Consider the following 17,569-nt stretch of genomic DNA (forward strand, 5'->3'; position numbering starts at 1 on the left):
CGTCTCTACTTCGCCTCTACGGCGTGGCCGCCGAACTGATTGCGCAGCGCGGCGATCATCTTCATCTGCGGCGAGTCCTCCTGACGGGAGGCGAACCGCGCGAACAGCGAGGCGGTGATCGCGGGCAGCGGCACCGCGTTGTCTATCGCGGCCTCCACAGTCCACCGGCCCTCGCCGGAGTCCTGTGCACAACCCTTCAGCCGGTCCAGGTGCTCGTCCCCGTCGAGGGCGTTCACCGCGAGGTCGAGCAGCCAGGAACGGATGACCGTCCCTTCCTGCCAGGAGCGGAAGACCTCGCGCACGTCCGTGACGGAGTCGACCTTCTCCAGGAGCTCCCAGCCTTCAGCGTAGGCCTGCATCATCGCGTACTCGATGCCGTTGTGGACCATCTTCGCGAAGTGGCCCGCGCCCACCTTGCCGGCGTGCACCGCACCGAAGTCGCCCTCCGGCTTGAGCGCGTCGAAGACCGGCCGGACCTTCTCGACGTGCTCGACGGCGCCGCCGTACATCAGCGCGTAGCCGTTCTCCAGGCCCCAGACGCCGCCGGAGACCCCGCAGTCCACGAAGCCGATGCCCTTGGCGGCCAGCTCCTCGGCGTGCCTCTCGTCGTCCGTCCAGCGGGAGTTGCCGCCGTCGACGACCACGTCACCGGGTTCGAGCAGCTCGGCCAGCTCGTCGATCGTGGACTGGGTCGGCGCCCCGGCCGGGACCATCACCCACACCACACGGGGCCCGCTGAGCTTGCCCACAAGCTCTTCCAGGCTGTGGACGTCGGCGAGGTCCGGGTTGCGGTCGTATCCGACGACGGTGTGGCCCGCGCGGCGGATCCGCTCGCGCATGTTGCCGCCCATCTTGCCGAGGCCGACGAGACCGAGCTCCATCAGTTGGTTCCTTAGGTTGCGGTGTGGCAGGAGAGGCACGTTCGTACCCCTGCCGAGCCTAATCCCGGCCCTTTGCGCACAGTTGTGGGCATAGCCGCTCACCTGGGGAAACCCACCGGACCTCGGTGCCGGGTACCCACAGGGGACGCCCGGCACCGTGCACAGCTGTGGACAACTCAGCCGCTGAGGCGCACCGGCATGATCAGGTACTTGTAGGCCTCGTCCGCCTCCGCGTCCAGCGCCGGCTTGCCGCTGAGCAGCGCGGGCTTGGTGGACGTCGTGAACGACAGCTGGGCCACCGGGGAGTCGATCGCGCTCAGGCCGTCGAGCAGGAAGGTCGGGTTGAAGGCGATCGAGATGTCGTCGCCCTCCAGCTGCGCGTCGACCCTCTCCACAGCCTGTGCGTCGTCGCTGGAACCGGCCTCCAGGATCAGCACGCCCTGCTCGAAGCTGAGCCGCACCGGGGTGTTCCGCTCGGCGACCAGGGCGACACGCTTGACGGCCTCCACGAAGGGGGCGGTCTCGATCACCGCGACGGAGTTGAACTCGGTCGGGAACAGGGTGCGGTACTTGGGCAGGTCGCCTTCGAGCAGCCGCGTGGTCGTCCGCCGGCCCGCGCCCTCGAAACCGATGAGCCCCTCGCCCGCGCCCGAACCGGACAGCGCCAGGATCACGCTGTCGCCGCTCGTGAGGGCCTTGGCGGTGTCCAGGAGCGTCTTGGCGGGCACCAGGGCCACCGCGGACGCCTCGGGGTTCTCCGGCTTCCACAGGAACTCACGGACCGCGAAGCGGTAGCGGTCGGTGGAGGCCAGGGTGACCGTGTCGCCCTCGATCTCGATGCGCACACCGGTCAGCACCGGCAGCGTGTCGTCGCGCCCGGCGGCGATGGCCACCTGGGAGACGGCGGAGGCGAAGACCTCGCCGGGGACCGTGCCCGTCGCGTTCGGCATCTGCGGCAGGGACGGGTACTCCTCCACCGGCAGCGTGTGCAGCGTGAACCGGGACGATCCACAGACCACCGTCGCCCGTACACCGTCTGTGGAAATCTCCACCGGACGGTTGGGCAGGGCGCGGCAGATGTCGGCGAGCAGCCGGCCGGAGACCAGGACCGTGCCCTCCTCCTCGACCTCGGTCTCGACGCTGACCCGCGCGGAGACCTCGTAGTCGAAGCTGGACAGGCTCAGCTGGCCGTCCTCGGCCTTCAGCAGCAGGCCGGCGAGGACCGGCGCCGGCGGACGGGCCGGGAGGCTGCGTGCCGCCCAGGCCACTGCCTCCGCGAGTACGTCGCGTTCCACCCGGATCTTCACCGTAAGCCCGCCTCCTGCTGTTGCCGGGGCTTCTCGCCCTGCTGCGTCTTCGTCGTCTGACTCGGTGTCGTCGGTCCCTGGGAGGGGAAGAACACCGGGGACCAGTCTGACGCACCGCACTGACAGCTGGTGCCTCTCGAGGTCAAGTCGTGACGAGGCGCGGTCAGAGGCCGAAGAGCGAGTTGTGCACAGGGCCCTCTTCGAAACGGATTCCCAGCTCTCTCTAGTTGGCAGTAGTAGTAGGGGCTGTGGATACCGTGGATAACCCCGTTTTCCCAGCTCAGAGGCCAGATTTTGTCCACTGCCCCTGTGGGTTAAGCCGGTGGACAACCAGGTGTATCTGTGGAGAACAGAAAGTTCTGCACACACCGTGCACAGCCTGAGGGGACTTCTCCCCAGCGCCGTCCCCAGCTTTACCCACCTTTCCCACAGGCCAACCTGGCAGCTTCGTGTGACGCCTTTCACTCGACACGGTGAGCAGGCGCGTCACGTTGCCGAACAGTGGACAGCCATGTGGAGAAGCTGGGGATCGCTGGGGACAACCACCCCTCAGCCTGTGGGGTAGCGGTGGACAACTTCATGCACAGCCTGTGGATCACTTGCTCGTCCACAGTCTGTGGAGATGCGTTGTCCACGATTCCACAGCCACCTGAGCTGGCCTGATGCTCTTTCATCGGCCGGCCTGTGGACGACGTTCGGGACAACTTCACAGTCCCCAGGGTGTGGACGCAAGAAAGTCGGCAAATCTGTGGAGGACGCCCGTAACCAGGCAGGTAATCGAACAGCCTGCGCCTCGAAGGGGCACGGGGCTGTGCCGATATGCGGCTCCGTGGGCGCGACCAGCCCCCACGGAGCCGCAGTGGACCCCCTGCCGAACCACCCCAGGACGCCAGAAGGGCGCCCCCGGGATCTCTCCCAAGGGCGCCCTGAACGCCGTGGAACCGTCGGCCGAACCGCTACCCGTTCTTGATCCGGTTCGTCAGCTCCGTCACCTGGTTGTAGATCGACCGCCGCTCCGCCATCAGCGCCCGGATCTTCCGGTCGGCGTGCATCACGGTCGTGTGGTCCCGGTTGCCGAACTGCGCCCCGATCTTCGGCAGCGACAGGTCCGTGAGCTCACGGCACAGGTACATGGCGATCTGCCGCGCCGTGACCAGCTGGCGGCCGCGCGAGCTCCCGCACAGGTCCTCGACGGTCAGCCCGAAGTAGTCCGCGGTCGCCGCCATGATCGCCGTCGCACTGATCTCCGGCGTGGAGTCCTGGCCCCCGGGGATCAGGTCCTTGAGGACGATCTCCGTCAGCCCCAGGTCCACCGGCTGCCGGTTCAGCGACGCGAACGCCGTCACCCGGATCAGCGCGCCCTCCAGCTCACGGATGTTGCGCGAGATGCGGGAGGCGATGAACTCCAGTACCTCCGGCGGTGCGTTGAGCTGCTCCTGCACCGCCTTCTTGCGGAGGATCGCGATGCGCGTCTCCAGTTCCGGCGGCTGGACGTCGGTGATCAAGCCCCACTCGAAACGGTTCCGCAGCCGGTCCTCGAGGGTGACCAGCTGCTTGGGCGGCCGGTCGCTGGAGAGCACGATCTGCTTGTTCGCATTGTGGAGCGTGTTGAAGGTGTGGAAGAACTCCTCCTGCGTCGACTCCTTGTCCGCGAGGAACTGGATGTCGTCGACGAGCAGGATGTCCATCTCGCGGTACCGCTTGCGGAAGCTGTCGCCCTTGCCGTCGCGGATCGAGTTGATGAACTCGTTGGTGAACTCCTCCGAGCTCACGTAGCGCACGCGGGTGCCGGGGTAGAGGCTCCGCGCGTAGTGCCCGATCGCATGCAGCAGGTGCGTCTTGCCGAGCCCCGACTCCCCGTAGATGAAGAGGGGGTTGTAGGCCTTCGCGGGCGCTTCGGCGACGGCGACCGCGGCCGCGTGCGCGAAGCGGTTGGACGCGCCGATGACGAAGGTGTCGAAGAGGTACTTGGGGTTGAGACGGGCGGTCGGTTCGCCGGGTCCCGTCGCCGGTGCGGGCTTGGCGCCCAGCGGTCCGGGCGCGTTGGGCGCGGCCGGCAGGTCCGGGCGTCCCGGGCCGCCCCGGCGGCCCTGCCCGGGCCCGCCCGGGGGTTCGGACCGCTCGCGGCGCCCGGCGTCCCGCTGGTCGTAGTCGGAACGGTCGTAGTCGGAACGGTCGTACTCGGGCCGGTCGTACTCGGGCCGTTGCGGTTCGTACTCCGTGCGCTGCGGTTCGTACTCCGTGCGCTGCTGCTCGTACGACGGCCGGTCCATCGGCTGCTGGGGCCGGTACTCCTGGGAGTAGGAGTCGCCGTACCCGTCCGAGCGGTAGGAGTCCTGCGACGGCGAGGCGTAGGGGTCGCGCTCGGGGAAGCCGAGCCGCTGCTGCTGCCAGCTGTAGTCGTCCTGCCCCGGGCGTGGCCAGGCGCCGGGTTCGGGGCGCTGGTACTCGGACGGGTAGGCCGGACGGGCGGTGGGAAGCTGATCGGCGCGCGAGGGGGGCAGCTGGTCGCGGCCGCCCTGCTCGGGCGGGTGGTCGGCGCGATGCCGGCCGTATCCGCTTTCGTACTGCGGCGAGGGGAGCTCGGGCTCCTCGTAGCGCTGGGGCTGCACGGGGGGCGCCGGCGGGGTCGGGGGTTCGCCCGCGGACTCGTCCACGGTGATCGCGATCCGGATCGGGCGCCCGCACTCACGGCTCAGCGTCTCGCTGACGATGGGTGCGAGACGGCCCTCCAGTACGTTCTTCGCGAATTCGTTCGGTACGGCGAGCAGGGCGGTGTCCGCGACCAGCGCGAGCGGCTGGCAGCGCCGGATCCAGTGTTCGTCCTTGCCCTCCACACCCTGACCGCGGCCCTCACCGAGGAGCTGCTCCAGTACTCGTGGCCACACTGCGGCAAGATCGGCAGGTACGTCAGCCACAGGGCACGCTCTCTCACAGGTCCCACGAACGTGTGGTTCGAGGACGGGTTGGGATGAATATCGGGTCGGGCGGGGATAAAGGAACGAATCGGAGTTCAGCCACGGTAGTCAGCGTGGCGGGTGCGGTTCAAGTTGTTGTCCCCAGCCTGTGGATAGTGTCTCTCGGTCACTGCTGGTTTGACCGAATGGCGTAGCCCCGCGTACCGTAACCAGGTCGAGTTGTCGATGGCTGCTGCCGCCTGCCTCCGATGGGCACAGATCGCTGAAGGTGATCGGGAAGCGGTGCACTCGGGCGTGATGCGAGCTACTCGTGGGCGCACGGTGACAGCCAGGACGGCACCCGCCACACCGATTTGATTTCTGGAGCCCCCGAGTGAGCAAGCGCACCTTCCAGCCGAACAACCGTCGTCGCGCCAAGACCCACGGCTTCCGCCTGCGGATGCGCACCCGTGCCGGTCGCGCGATTCTGGCGAACCGCCGCAGCAAGGGTCGCGCCAGCCTGTCCGCCTGATCCTGATCAGGTCATGACGTCGTGCTGCCTACCGAGCATCGGCTGAGGCGGCGCGAGGACTTCGCGACCGCGGTACGACGAGGTCGCCGGGCCGGCCGCCCGTCCCTCGTCGTCCATCTTCGTAGCGGTGCCACGGACCCGCACGCGCCTGGGGAGAGCGCTCCCTCGACGCGTGCGGGTTTCGTCGTGAGCAAAGCAGTGGGTGGCGCGGTCGTGCGCAACAAAGTCAAGCGCAGACTGCGTCACCTGATGCGTGACCGAGTCGCCCTGTTTCCCCCCGGTAGCCTGGTAGTCGTACGAGCGCTGCCCGGAGCGGGCGACGCCGACCATGGACAGCTGGCCCGAGACCTGGACGCCGCCATCGAGCGGCTACTGGGAGGGGGCGCGCGATGAAGTACCCACTGCTGGCTCTGATCAAGCTGTACCAGTGGACGATCAGTCCACTGCTGGGGCCGGTGTGCAAGTACTACCCGTCGTGCTCCCACTACGGCTACACAGCCATTGACCGGCACGGTGCGATCAAGGGGACGGCACTCACTGCCTGGCGCATCCTGCGGTGCAATCCGTGGTCGCTCGGCGGTGTGGATCATGTTCCTCCGCGGAAGCGACCGCGGTGGCACGAAATGCTGCGTGACGCCTGGCGTGCACGCAAGGGCGGGCCCTCCGCCGCCGAACCGGCCACCGAGGAGAAGCTTGCTCCCGAGCTTCCTTCGAGCCCGGCCGCAGAGACTTCGTCCCATGCCCAAGGAGCATGATTAGTGGACACGATTGCCAGCCTCTTCAGCTTCATCACGACACCCGTTTCATGGGTCATCGTCCAGTTCCACTCGGTGTACGGGAAGATCTTCGGTCCCGACACGGGGTGGGCCTGGGGCTTGTCCATCGTGTCTCTGGTGATCCTGATCCGCATCTGCCTGATCCCGCTCTTCGTGAAGCAGATCAAGGCGACCCGGGCCATGCAGACGCTGCAGCCCGAGATGAAGAAGATCCAGGAGCGCTACAAGAACGACAAGCAGCGTCAGTCCGAAGAGATGATGAAGCTGTACAAGGAGTCGGGTACCAACCCGCTCTCCTCGTGCCTTCCCATCCTCGCGCAGTCGCCGTTCTTCTTCGCCCTGTACCACGTGCTCAACGGCATCGCGACGGGCTCGACGATCGGCGTCATCAACGACTCGCTGCTCGCCAGCGCCCGTAAGGCGCACATCTTCGGTGCCCCGCTCGCCGCGAAGTTCACGGACGGTTCGTCGAAGGTGGAGGCGCTCGGTGCCTCCCTGACCGACGTCCGGGTCGTCACCGCGATCATGATCGTCCTGATGTCCGCGTCGCAGTTCTACACGCAGCGCCAGCTGATGACGAAGAACGTCGACACCACGGTGAAGACGCCGTTCATGCAGCAGCAGAAGATGCTGATGTATGTCTTCCCGGTCATGTTCGCCGTCTTCGGTATCAACTTCCCGGTCGGTGTCCTCGTCTACTGGCTGACCACCAACGTGTGGACCATGGGCCAGCAGATGTACGTCATCCGCAACAACCCGACCCCGGGCTCCAAGGCCCAGGCCGCCTACCTGGAGCGCCTGACCAAGCACGTCACGCACCACGGCAAGGCCCGCAAGCGCAGCGAGCGCACCATCATCAAGGCGATCGTCGCCAAGGGCCGGGACCGTAACGAGTTCGAGCGCAAGTTCATCAACGCGCTGACCAAGGCGGGCCTCGTGGCCCAGACCGACGGCGCCGTGGTGAAGGGCGAGGCTCAGGCCGCCGCGCAGACCGAGGACGGCGTCGCGATCACCGCTGCCGCCAAGCGCCAGCAGCCCAAGCGCCAGACCAAGGCCCAGCGCCAGTCCGGCAGCACGAAGGCGGCCGGCGAGCCGACGGCCGCTGCCGAGAAGGAGGACTCCTCCGAGCCGACGACCTCGCTGGAGAAGTCCGACGAGCCGCAGGATGCCAAGCCGGCTGCCCAGCAGCCCCCGAAGGGCGGTTCCAACGGCCGCAGCAGGGCCCAGTCCGGTCAGCGCAAGGGCGGTCCGCAGCGCCCCAAGTCCCCGTCCAAGAAGTAAGAAGGAGCCCATCCCGTGACGGAAGGCACCACCTCCGCTGCCGAGGGTGCAGACACCCTGACCCGCCTGGAGCAGGAGGGCGAGATCGCGGCGGACTACCTCGAGGGTCTGCTGGACATCGCCGACCTCGACGGCGACATCGACATGGATGTCGAGGCCGACCGCGCCTCCGTGTCGATCATCAGCGACGCGAGCGGCCGCGACCTGCAGAAGCTGGTCGGCCGTGACGGCGAGGTGCTGGAGGCGCTCCAGGAGCTGACCCGCCTGGCCGTGCACCGGGAGACCGGTGACCGCAGTCGGCTGATGCTCGACATCGCGGGCTACCGCGCCCAGAAGCGTGCCGAGCTCTCCGAGCTGGGTGCCAAGGCCGCGGCTGAGGTGAAGAGCACGGGCGAGCCCGTCAAGCTCAAGCCGATGAGCCCGTTCGAGCGCAAGGTCGTGCACGACGCGGTCAAGTCCGCCGGGCTGCGCAGCGAGTCGGAGGGCGAGGAGCCGCAGCGGTTCGTCGTCGTGCTGCCCGCCTGATCGGTCCCCTCGTTTCACCGGCCCCGTCTGTTGAGCAGGCGGGGCCGAACTTTGTCAGCCTGGTAGTTCTTGGTGGCCGGTGCGTGGAGCGCCGGCGCTGTACGGAAGGACGGTCCCCGTGACGGAGGCTGCGGAGCTCCCCCCGGCGCCTGAGCAGGCGCGGGAAGTGTTCGGCGAGCGCTTTGCCGATGCGGTCCGCTATGCGGAGCTGCTTGCCGAGGCAGGCGTGCAGCGTGGTCTGATCGGCCCACGGGAGGTGCCTCGACTGTGGGAGCGGCACCTTCTGAACTGCGCGGTGCTCTCCGAGGCCGTTCCCGAAGGGGTGACGGTGTGCGATGTCGGCTCCGGTGCCGGTCTGCCGGGCATTCCGCTGGCGCTGGTCCGGGAAGACCTCAACATCACACTGCTGGAGCCGTTGCTTCGGCGCACCAACTTCCTCACCGAGGTCGTGGAACTGCTCGGCCTGAACCATGTGACCGTCGTGCGTGGCCGCGCCGAGGAGGTCATGGGCAAGCTGTCTCCGGTGCATGTGGTGACGGCGCGTGCCGTGGCCCCGCTGGATCGGCTGGCCACCTGGGGCATTCCGCTGCTGCGTCCCTACGGGGAGATGCTGGCCCTCAAGGGGGACACGGCGGAGGAGGAGCTGAAGGCAGCGGCCACGGCCCTGACCAAGCTCGGTGCGGTGTCCACGTCCATCCTGCATGTGGGTGAGGGCGTGGTGGATCCGCTGTCCACGGTCGTGCGGGTAGAGGTCGGGGAGAGCCCGGGCGGTGTGCGCTTCGCCGCGAAGCGAGCGAAGGCCGCTCGTACCGGTCGGACGCGTAGGCGCCGCTGATCCGTCCTGACGACCAGACGTACTCCACACAAGCTGCCAAACCTACGCATGACGGAGTGTCGCGGCTTTTCGGTACTGCTGGCTGTGCATCGTGTTTCACGTGAAACGTCGCTCCCTGTTGCACGGCATCATCAGCCGGGGCCGCGCTGCGGCCGAACCGCGCGACCGAAAGCCTCTCGGTTCCCTCAGAGAGGGGGCCTCCGGTGACACTCCGTCCTCCCTGCGGGGCACGGAGTTGTCCACAGAGGTGGATTTCTCCACAGAAGACCAGGCCTCACTGGTTCACGACCCCGAAGACATGGGAGGCTCTGTTCATTGCGAGCCTGAAGTCGAGGAGAGTGAATCCTTGCGGTCCGACGCCAACATCGCGGGACCGATGACCGATCCGGTCCCCGGTCCCCGTACCGAGTCGATGGGGGCGGATGTTTCACGTGAAACACCGCCTCCTATGGACGACACTCCCATCGGTCGTGCTGCCCAACTCGCGGTGGAGGCTCTGGGCCGCGCCGGCGAAGGTCTGCCGCGTCCGGAGCAGACCCGAGTCATGGTGGTAGCCAACCAGAAGGGCGGTGTGGGCAAGACGACGACGACCGTCAACCTTGCCGCATCGCTGGCCCTGCACGGTGCCCGCGTTCTGGTGATCGACCTCGACCCACAGGGCAATGCCTCCACCGCGCTGGGTATTGACCATCACGCCGAAGTTCCATCCATCTACGACGTGTTGGTCGAGAGCAAGCCACTGGCCGAGGTTGTCCAGCCGGTGGTGGACGTCGAAGGCCTTTTCTGTGCCCCCGCCACGATCGATCTCGCCGGTGCGGAGATCGAGCTGGTGTCCCTGGTGGCACGGGAGAGCCGGCTCCAGCGGGCGATCCAGGCGTACGAGCAGCCACTGGACTACATCCTCATCGACTGCCCGCCCTCGCTCGGCCTGCTGACGGTCAACGCGCTGGTCGCAGGCGCCGAGGTACTCATCCCGATCCAGTGTGAGTACTACGCCCTGGAGGGCCTCGGCCAGCTGCTGCGCAATGTCGACCTGGTGCGGGGGCACCTCAACCCCGACCTGCATGTGTCGACCATCCTGCTCACCATGTACGACGGCCGGACGCGTCTCGCTTCCCAGGTCGCGGACGAGGTGCGCAGCCACTTCGGCGACGAGGTGCTGCGGACGAGCATTCCCCGCTCGGTCCGTATCTCCGAGGCGCCGAGCTACGGGCAGACGGTACTGACCTACGATCCTGGATCGAGCGGTGCCCTCTCCTACCTTGAGGCGGCCCGTGAAATCGCGCTGAGGGGCCTCGGTGTCAGCTACGACCCGACGCAGGCCCACATCGGCGCCCAGAGCAATCCGAGCATGGTGGAGGGCATCCAGTGAGCGAGCGACGGAGGGGGCTGGGTCGTGGTCTCGGCGCACTGATCCCAGCTGCCCCGACCGAGAAGAACCCGGCCCAGGCGGCGGTGGGCGGCACGGGATCTCCGTCCTCCGCAGCGGGCCCGGTGCTGACGACCGACCGTGGGGTCGCCGCCGCCAAGGTGACGACACTCCCGGCTGTTTCACATGAAACCGAGGAGCCGTCGGTCTTCGGCGTGGCTCCGGCGGAGACGCCGGCATCCCCGGTGGGCGCCCACTTCGCGGAGATCCCCCTCGACGACATCACGCCGAACCCGCGCCAGCCCCGTGAGGTCTTCGACGAGGACGCTCTGCAGGAGCTGGTCACCTCCATCCAGGAAGTCGGCCTCCTCCAGCCCGTCGTCGTACGCCAGCTGGGTCCCTCGCGCTACGAGCTGATCATGGGCGAGCGCCGCTGGCGGGCCTGCCGTGAGGCGGGTCTGGAGGCGATCCCGGCGATCGTCCGGGCGACGGACGACGAGAAGCTTCTCTTGGACGCGCTGCTGGAGAACCTCCACCGCGCCCAGCTGAACCCGCTGGAAGAGGCTGCCGCCTACGACCAGCTGCTGAAGGACTTCAACTGCACGCACGACCAGCTGGCCGACCGCATCGGGCGCTCCCGCCCGCAGGTCTCCAACACCCTGCGGCTGCTGAAGCTCTCGCCGGCCGTGCAGCGCAGGGTCGCCGCCGGAGTGCTGTCGGCCGGACACGCCCGGGCCCTGCTCTCCGTCGATGACTCGGAGGAGCAGGACCGGCTGGCCCACCGGATCGTCGCCGAGGGACTCTCGGTGCGGGCTGTCGAGGAGATCGTGACCCTCATGGGCTCGCGGCCGCAGGCGGCGACCCGTGCCAAGGGGCCGCGTGCGGGCACCCGGGTCTCCCCGGCACTGACCGACCTCGCCACCCGGCTCTCGGACCGGTTCGAGACGCGGGTGAAGGTCGACCTGGGCCAGAAGAAGGGCAAGATCACCGTCGAGTTCGCCTCGATGGAAGACCTTGAGCGGATCCTCGGCACGCTCGCCCCGGGTGAGGGGCCGGTCCTCCACCAGGGGATCCACGACGGCGACACCGCGGGGCCTGAGGAGTCCGAGGACTGACCCTGTCGCTCAGAGAGCGGATCGTGTCCGGTGTGTACCGGGACACGATCCGCTCTTTGCTTTCAGGCGGTATCGATGGAATCGCTGTGTGGATACCATGCGTTCGGGTACGGCGGATCCACCTGGCAGCTGGCAGCACCTCTAAATGGGAGGCGGGAGCCATGCGATCGATGAGCCGCACCGGACTGGTGAGCGCGGTCCTGGGACTGGGCGCGACCGCCGGATTCGTCGGCAGTCTGCTCAGAGAACGCAGCGCTCTGACAGCCGCCCGCGACGCTGCGGGCGAAGGAAGCGAGGAACAGCCTTCATGGGGCGTCGGCTCGTACCGCTCACGCTGGACAACCTCCAGGACCTTCCCAAGCGCTGTCGCTCGTGTGTCTTCTGGGAGCTGGATCCCGTCAGCGGCGAAGCAGCGGTAAAGGCGGGTACACCCGCGGTTGAGAAGGAGGCCTGGATCTCCGCCGTCCTGCTCGACTGGGGATCCTGCGGCCGGGTGGTCTATGTCGACGATGTGCCCGTGGGCTTTGTGCTCTACGCACCGCCCGCCTACGTTCCGCGTTCCACGGCCTTCCCCACGAGCCCGGTCTCACCGGACGCCGTCCAGCTCATGACCGGCTACATCATGCCCGGCTATCAGGGGCAGGGGCTCGGACGCGTGATGGTCCAGACGGTCGCCAAAGATCTGCTGCGCCGGGGCTTCAAGGCGATCGAGGCGTTCGGTGACGCCCGCTACAAGGAGCCGGCCTGTCTGCTGCCCGCCGACCATCTGCTGGCCGTGGGCTTCAAGACGGTCCGGCAGCACCCCACGCGGCCACGGATGCGGCTGGAGCTGCGGACGACGCTCTCCTGGAAGGAAGACGTGGAGCTGGCGCTCGACCGGCTCCTGGGGGCCGTACAGAAGGAACCAGCGCTGCGGCCGCTCTGAGAGTCCCCCGCTTGATCGAAGCCAGTCCTCAAAGCGAATGGGCCAACCCCGAGGGGTTGGCCCATTCGTGTTTCACGTGAAACGTCACTCGGCGATGTAGTCGTCGAGGTCGCGCAGGAGTGCGGCCTTCGGCTTGGCACCGACGATCGTCTTGGCGACCTCGCCGCCCTGGTACACGTTCAGGGTGGGGATCGACATGACGCCGTACTTGGCGGCCGTCGTCGGGTTCTCGTCGATGTTCAGCTTGACGATCTCGATCTTCTCGCCGTGCTCGGCGGCGATGGCCTCAAGAGACGGGGCGATCTGGCGGCACGGGCCGCACCACTCGGCCCAGAAGTCCACCAGGACGGGCTTGTCGCTCTTGAGGACGACCTCCTCGAAGTCGGCGTCGGTCACATGCTTCAGGGTGCCGGCCACGGCGGGCTCCTTTACTCGTTCGTGCGGTGGGGCGGAAAGGGGATGATCAGACGGTGGTCTTCTCGGGCTCTGCCTTCTCCTCGTCCGCGAGGGCGGCGAGGAAGCGCTCGGCGTCGAGAGCGGCGGAGCAGCCGGTACCGGCCGCGGTGATCGCCTGGCGGTAGGTGTGGTCCACCACGTCACCGGCGGCGAACACACCCGTCAGGTTGGTGTGGGTCGAGGGCGAGGCGACCTTCAGGTAGCCCTCCTCGTCCAGGTCCAGCTGGCCCTTGAAGAGCTCCGTACGCGGGTCATGGCCGATCGCGATGAACAGGCCGGTCACCGGCAGGTCCGAGAGCTCACCGGTCTTGACGTTGCGCAGCTTCAGACCGGCCAGCTTCTGCTCGCCCTGGACCTCGGCGATCTCGCTGTCCCAGGCAAACTTGATCTTCGGGTCGGCGAAGGCGCGCTCCTGCATCGCCTTGGAGGCGCGCAGGGTGTCCCGGCGGTGGACGATCGTCACGGACTTGGCGAACCGGGAGAGGAAGGTGGCCTCCTCCATCGCGGTGTCGCCGCCACCGATCACGGCGATGTCCTGCTCCTTGAAGAAGAACCCGTCACAGGTGGCACACCAGGAGACACCGCGGCCGGAGAGGGCGTCCTCGTTCGGCAGGCCCAGCTTGCGGTGCTGGGAGCCGGTGGTGACGATGACGGCCTTCGCCTTGTGGACCGTGCCGGCGGTGTCGGTGACGGTCTTGATCTCACCGGTCAGGTCGACGGAGACGACGTCGTCCGGAATCAGCTCGGCACCGAAGCGCTCGGCCTGGGCACGCATGTTGTCCATGAGGTCGGGACCCATGATGCCGTCGCGGAAGCCCGGGAAGTTCTCCACCTCGGTGGTGTTCATCAGGGCACCGCCCGCGGTGACGGCGCCCTCGAACACGAGGGGCTTCAGCGACGCGCGCGCGGTGTAGAGCGCCGCCGTGTAGCCGGCGGGCCCGGAGCCGATGATGATCACGTTACGGACGTCGCTCACGACTTGATTCCTCGTCTCTGGTCTACGTCAATCGACCGGTGGGAGTTTCCGTCAGAAGCTCTCACCCCACCCAACGGATCCTACGGGGCGCGCATTCCCGGTGTGTCCGGGCACACGGGCACCCCACACCGTACGGATTTCCACGCCAGGACGGACGATGCGTCCTCCGCCGCGAAGGATCGCCCCGCGGGCGCTCCAGGGCCGCTCAGGGGCGTGCCAGAGACTCCGTCAGCAGAACCTCACCAGGCGAGGCCGACGGCCGGCTCTCGCACGTGGCGTCGATGATGAAGACCGTCACCCGGCTGCTGTCGGAGGCATCGGGGAGCACGACGAGGAAGGCGTCCTTTCCCGCGTACGTTCCCCTCTTCGCACCGAGGACGTCGTCGCCGGTCTGGCTGATGCCCTGACGGACACACTGCGGCACGGACACCGAGGGCTGGATCCGGGTGGTGTAGGGCGAGTCAGTCGAGCCGGGCGAAGTGGATTCGCCCTGGATTCCCAGATCCGGCTTCTTGGAGCCACGCAGGCCCGTCTTCGTACCGAGGAGGTTCTCCACCTCGGTCTGGAGGGTGGCCTTGGAGAAGCCCTCGGCGGAGTTTGTCGGCTTGCCCTGTGCGGTCGTCGGTCCATTGCCGCCGAGCGAGTGGAGGAAGAACGAACCAGCGCCCAGGACGGCTGCGGTGAGGACGGCTCCGAGGACGACGGACCGTCGGCGCCGACCGTGTCCCTGCCCGCGCCCTGGCCCGCGGTCCTTGCGGCCGGGACCGGTCGGCGCGCTCGACCGACCGGCGGGACGCGCCACCGGGGGCGATGGGAAGGTCGATGTTTCACGTGAAACATGCGTCTCGGGTGCCGTGGCGTTCAGAAGTGCCTCGGCGGCGAGGGCCGCGTCGATCCGGCCCGCGACGTCCGCAGGCATAGGCGGCGGTTCCGGCAGTGCGCCCAGCAGGCCCCGGATCTCCTCCAGCGAAGCGTGGACGTCGGCGCAGAGGTCGCACTCGTCCAGGTGCTGTCGTACTTCCGCGGTCCGGGCATCCGGGAGCAGGCCTTCGGTGAGGTCGGAGATCTCCGCGACGTCCGGGTGCCCGGTCGTGTCTGTCGTGGAAGTCACGCTCGCCCACCTCCGCCCTTCACTGCGGCTGAATCACTCGGCCCGGTCTTCCGTGAGCCCCCGTCCTGAGGCCCCGCTGCCGGTGGGACGGATGTCCCCTCCGCCCGGTTCCGTGCCGGGTCCGGCTCGTTCTCGTCGCCGGTGTTTTGCGGCCGTAGATGGGTGAGCAGTGGCAGGAGTCTCGCTCTGCCGCGGGCGCAGCGGCTCTTCACCGTCCCCGTGGGCACGTCGAGGATCTGGGCCGCCTCGGCGACCGGATAGCCCTGCATGTCGACTAGGACAAGGGCGGCGCGCTGATCGCGCGGAAGCGTGCCGAGGGCTTCGAGGAGCTGGCGGTGCAGATCGTTGCGCTCGGCCGGAGCGGAGGCCGATTCATGCGGCTCCAGCAGCTGCTCCAGCCGCTCGGTGTCGTCGACGGGGGCGGTCTTCCGGGAGGCCGCCTTGCGGGCCCGGTCGAGACAGGCGTTGACCGTGATCCGGTGCAGCCAGGTTGTGACAGCCGACTGCCCCCGGAAGGTGTGGGCGGCCCGGTAGGCGGACACCAGGGCGTCCTGGACGGCGTCAGCGGCCTCCTCACGGTCCCCCAGGGTCCGCAGCGCGACCGCCCAGAGCCGGTCCCGGTGCCGCCGCACGATCTCACCGAAGGCATCGGGGTCACCTTCGACATGGCGGGCGAGCAGATCCTGATCGCTCACTCCGTCGTATCCGGCCCCCTCCGCCATCTGCCCCTCCGCCTTCGGTGCCTCCGCCTTCGGTGCCTGCGGTGATACGTCAGCCTGTGAACTTCACTTCGGTGATGGCCTGCTTGAAGCCGGCCTGCGCGTACGCGGCGGGGTCCGCACCAGACTTCGGTACGGCGGTCATCCACACGAGCACGTACTGGCTCTTCACCTTCTTGCTGACCTTCACCGTGGCGGTGTTCCCGGTGGTGGTGACACTGCCGATCTTCGTCATCGAGTCGATCGACCCCGGGGCCAACGAGTCCGCCGCGTACAACTCGACCGTCGTGTGATCGCCAGGGTAGCGAAGGGAGACCGTCCCCGTGGCGAGTTCCTTGGCGGAGCCGAGGTCGTAGACGATTCCCACACCCGGCTTGTACGGGGCCAGCTTCGGGCCGGACACGAAGGTGTTCGTCCTCCAGAACGTCGAGGCGCTACCGTCGTACGTCTTCTGGACGTCGTTCGGATGCTGGGCCTCGCCCTCGGCGACGTACTCCTGGGCGTGCTGGATCTTTATCGCGGCGGCGGGTGCCGGGTTGGCGCCGTTCTTGTCGCCGTCGTCCGACGTCTGGTTGTTGGTGGTGTCGCCGGACTTGTCGCCCTGGTGCATCAGGGCATCCGCGAGCTGCCAGCTGCCCAGGCCCAGGGCGGCGATGAGGAGGGCCGAGACGGCCCACTTCAGCGCCTTGCCGGTACGGCTCTGGAGCGGGGGCGGCGGGGCCTGGAGGACCTGCGTCACTCCGGGAGGCGTGGGGCGGCCGTAGGTGCCCTGCTGGTAGGTGGTGCGCTGGTACTCGGGCGGCGCCGTGAACGACGGCTCCGGCGGGCGGATGCGGGGCATCTCGCCGATCGCCTTCACCAGCTCCTCCGGCGTGGTGCACGCGGACTCGTGGCGGGAGGCGGTGGCACCGTCGTTGACCAGGGCCCGCATGGCGAGTTCCGACAGGCCGCGGTGGACACCGGCCCGCACCTGGTCGGGTGCGATCAGACCGACGTCCTTGGGCAGCCCCGGCAGACCGTAGGCGTCGCTCTGGTACGGCCAGCGCTGGGTGAGCGCCGCATACAGCAGGGCGCCGATCGCCTCGGTGTCGGTGCGCTGCGGGGTGTCCGAACTGATACCGCGCAGCGCCGCGTTCACCGCCAGGCCGCGGATACGCCACTGACCCGAGGAGGTGCGCAGCACGGCGTTGGGGTTGAGCCGGAGATGGGCCAGCCCCTCACGGTGCGCGGCCGCCATCGCGGACGCGATCTGACTGACCATCTGGTAGGCGTCGTGCGGCTCCAGCGGGCCGGCCGCGAGCAGCGCGGTCAGCTCGGTGGCGTCAGGCAGCCACTCGTGCACCACGTAGACGAGGTCGTTCTCCTCGACCGCGTCCAGGACCTGGACGAACCGGGGATCCCCGAGCAGCGCGGCGGAGCGGGCGGCGGCCAGCACGGCGCGGGTGCGCGCGTGGTCGGCCGGCAGGATGTGCACGCCGACGGCACGTCGCAGTTTCTCGTCGACCGCACGCCAACTGCTGAATCCGTCCAGACGGGTGACGCACTCCTCGAGACGGTAGCGTCTGGCGAGTTTGTGACCGCTGTGCAGTTCGGGAGGTGAGGCCTTCTTCCCCTGGCTTGCAGCCGTGCCGCTCCCCTGTGCCTCTTCGCTGTCCGTGTCCCGCTCCGGGTTCTGGGCCACCCCGTCGGCCGTGGACTGCTCCGCCTTGGCGGTCAGCGGCTTGTCACCGCTGTTGTCTGCCACGTCGACGGCAGCCGTGCTCCGTTCCGCCACCGTCGTTCCCTGCCTCCCCATCCGTTGCACGCTGTCCGACGCCGAAACCAATTGTGCCCACAGTCTGCCGCTATGCACGACACGCGGCGG

At 68.1% G+C, this 17,569-nt stretch carries 17 protein-coding genes; 9 read left to right on the top strand and 8 right to left on the bottom strand.

The window, feature by feature from the left end; genetic code table 11:
• Positions 1-5: 5 nt before the first annotated feature.
• The 3 genes from gnd to dnaA all read right to left on the bottom strand — a co-directional run bounded on the left by gnd (position 6) and on the right by dnaA (position 5,106).
• On the bottom strand, positions 6-881 hold the full coding sequence (gene gnd / locus ACWDGI_RS18995) for a phosphogluconate dehydrogenase (NAD(+)-dependent, decarboxylating) (RefSeq protein WP_450760414.1): 876 nt from the start codon (positions 879-881) through the stop codon (positions 6-8).
• A gap of 176 nt (positions 882-1,057) precedes the next feature.
• Entirely contained in the window at positions 1,058-2,188 is a 1,131-nt protein-coding gene (dnaN, locus tag ACWDGI_RS19000) for a DNA polymerase III subunit beta (RefSeq protein ID WP_123975717.1), read from the bottom strand.
• Positions 2,189-3,144: 956 nt separating this feature from the next.
• Positions 3,145-5,106 carry a chromosomal replication initiator protein DnaA gene (dnaA, locus tag ACWDGI_RS19005; RefSeq protein ID WP_450760416.1) on the bottom strand — a complete coding sequence of 654 codons (1,962 nt, stop codon included), beginning with the start codon at positions 5,104-5,106 and terminating at the stop codon, positions 3,145-3,147.
• A 373-nt stretch (positions 5,107-5,479) separates the two neighbouring features.
• Between dnaA and rpmH the strand changes: the two genes are divergently transcribed.
• From rpmH to ACWDGI_RS19050, 9 genes are all read left to right on the top strand, one after another.
• The gene (gene rpmH, locus ACWDGI_RS19010; protein ID WP_005482975.1) at positions 5,480-5,617 is read left to right on the top strand and encodes a 50S ribosomal protein L34; all 138 of its coding nucleotides are present in this window, start codon (positions 5,480-5,482) and stop codon (positions 5,615-5,617) included.
• 21 nt (positions 5,618-5,638) lie between these two features.
• Positions 5,639-6,010 (top strand): ribonuclease P protein component, encoded by a 372-nt coding sequence (gene rnpA, locus ACWDGI_RS19015; protein ID WP_362727684.1) that lies wholly within the window; start codon positions 5,639-5,641, stop codon positions 6,008-6,010.
• The gene (yidD, locus tag ACWDGI_RS19020; RefSeq protein WP_351316546.1) at positions 6,007-6,372 is read left to right on the top strand and encodes a membrane protein insertion efficiency factor YidD; all 366 of its coding nucleotides are present in this window, start codon (positions 6,007-6,009) and stop codon (positions 6,370-6,372) included. Before rnpA ends, yidD begins: the two co-directional genes overlap by 4 nt.
• Positions 6,373-6,375: 3 nt before the next feature.
• On the top strand, positions 6,376-7,674 hold the full coding sequence (yidC, locus tag ACWDGI_RS19025; RefSeq protein ID WP_450760419.1) for a membrane protein insertase YidC: 1,299 nt from the start codon (positions 6,376-6,378) through the stop codon (positions 7,672-7,674).
• A gap of 15 nt (positions 7,675-7,689) precedes the next feature.
• Positions 7,690-8,199, top strand: a complete 510-nt coding sequence (locus ACWDGI_RS19030; RefSeq protein WP_450760421.1) for a Jag family protein — start codon at positions 7,690-7,692, stop codon at positions 8,197-8,199.
• Between the two features lie 118 nt (positions 8,200-8,317).
• Positions 8,318-9,034, top strand: a complete 717-nt coding sequence (rsmG, locus tag ACWDGI_RS19035; protein ID WP_360480792.1) for a 16S rRNA (guanine(527)-N(7))-methyltransferase RsmG — start codon at positions 8,318-8,320, stop codon at positions 9,032-9,034.
• Between the two features lie 298 nt (positions 9,035-9,332).
• Entirely contained in the window at positions 9,333-10,406 is a 1,074-nt protein-coding gene (locus tag ACWDGI_RS19040) for a ParA family protein (protein WP_450760729.1), read from the top strand.
• Positions 10,403-11,518, top strand: coding sequence for a ParB/RepB/Spo0J family partition protein (locus ACWDGI_RS19045; RefSeq protein ID WP_450760423.1), 1,116 nt, complete (start codon positions 10,403-10,405; stop codon positions 11,516-11,518). Before ACWDGI_RS19040 ends, ACWDGI_RS19045 begins: the two co-directional genes overlap by 4 nt.
• Before the next feature lie 307 nt (positions 11,519-11,825).
• The gene (locus ACWDGI_RS19050; protein WP_450760425.1) at positions 11,826-12,443 is read left to right on the top strand and encodes a GNAT family N-acetyltransferase; all 618 of its coding nucleotides are present in this window, start codon (positions 11,826-11,828) and stop codon (positions 12,441-12,443) included.
• An 84-nt stretch (positions 12,444-12,527) separates the two neighbouring features.
• Here the strand turns inward: ACWDGI_RS19050 and trxA are convergent, their stop codons facing one another.
• The 5 genes from trxA to ACWDGI_RS19075 all read right to left on the bottom strand — a co-directional run bounded on the left by trxA (position 12,528) and on the right by ACWDGI_RS19075 (position 17,479).
• On the bottom strand, positions 12,528-12,860 hold the full coding sequence (gene trxA / locus ACWDGI_RS19055; RefSeq protein ID WP_351695853.1) for a thioredoxin: 333 nt from the start codon (positions 12,858-12,860) through the stop codon (positions 12,528-12,530).
• 46 nt (positions 12,861-12,906) lie between these two features.
• A complete protein-coding gene (gene trxB, locus ACWDGI_RS19060; RefSeq protein ID WP_450760427.1) occupies positions 12,907-13,875 on the bottom strand; it encodes a thioredoxin-disulfide reductase in 969 nt (322 codons plus the stop codon).
• A gap of 205 nt (positions 13,876-14,080) precedes the next feature.
• A complete protein-coding gene (locus ACWDGI_RS19065; RefSeq protein WP_450760428.1) occupies positions 14,081-14,986 on the bottom strand; it encodes an anti-sigma factor family protein in 906 nt (301 codons plus the stop codon).
• Positions 14,983-15,708, bottom strand: coding sequence for an RNA polymerase sigma factor SigM (sigM, locus tag ACWDGI_RS19070; RefSeq protein ID WP_450760430.1), 726 nt, complete (start codon positions 15,706-15,708; stop codon positions 14,983-14,985). Before sigM ends, ACWDGI_RS19065 begins: the two co-directional genes overlap by 4 nt.
• Before the next feature lie 49 nt (positions 15,709-15,757).
• Positions 15,758-17,479: a serine/threonine protein kinase gene (locus ACWDGI_RS19075; protein ID WP_450760432.1), complete on the bottom strand. Its 1,722-nt coding sequence runs from the start codon at positions 17,477-17,479 to the stop codon at positions 15,758-15,760.
• Positions 17,480-17,569: the final 90 nt, after the last annotated feature.

Source organism: Streptomyces sp. NPDC001220, from assembly GCF_053597895.1.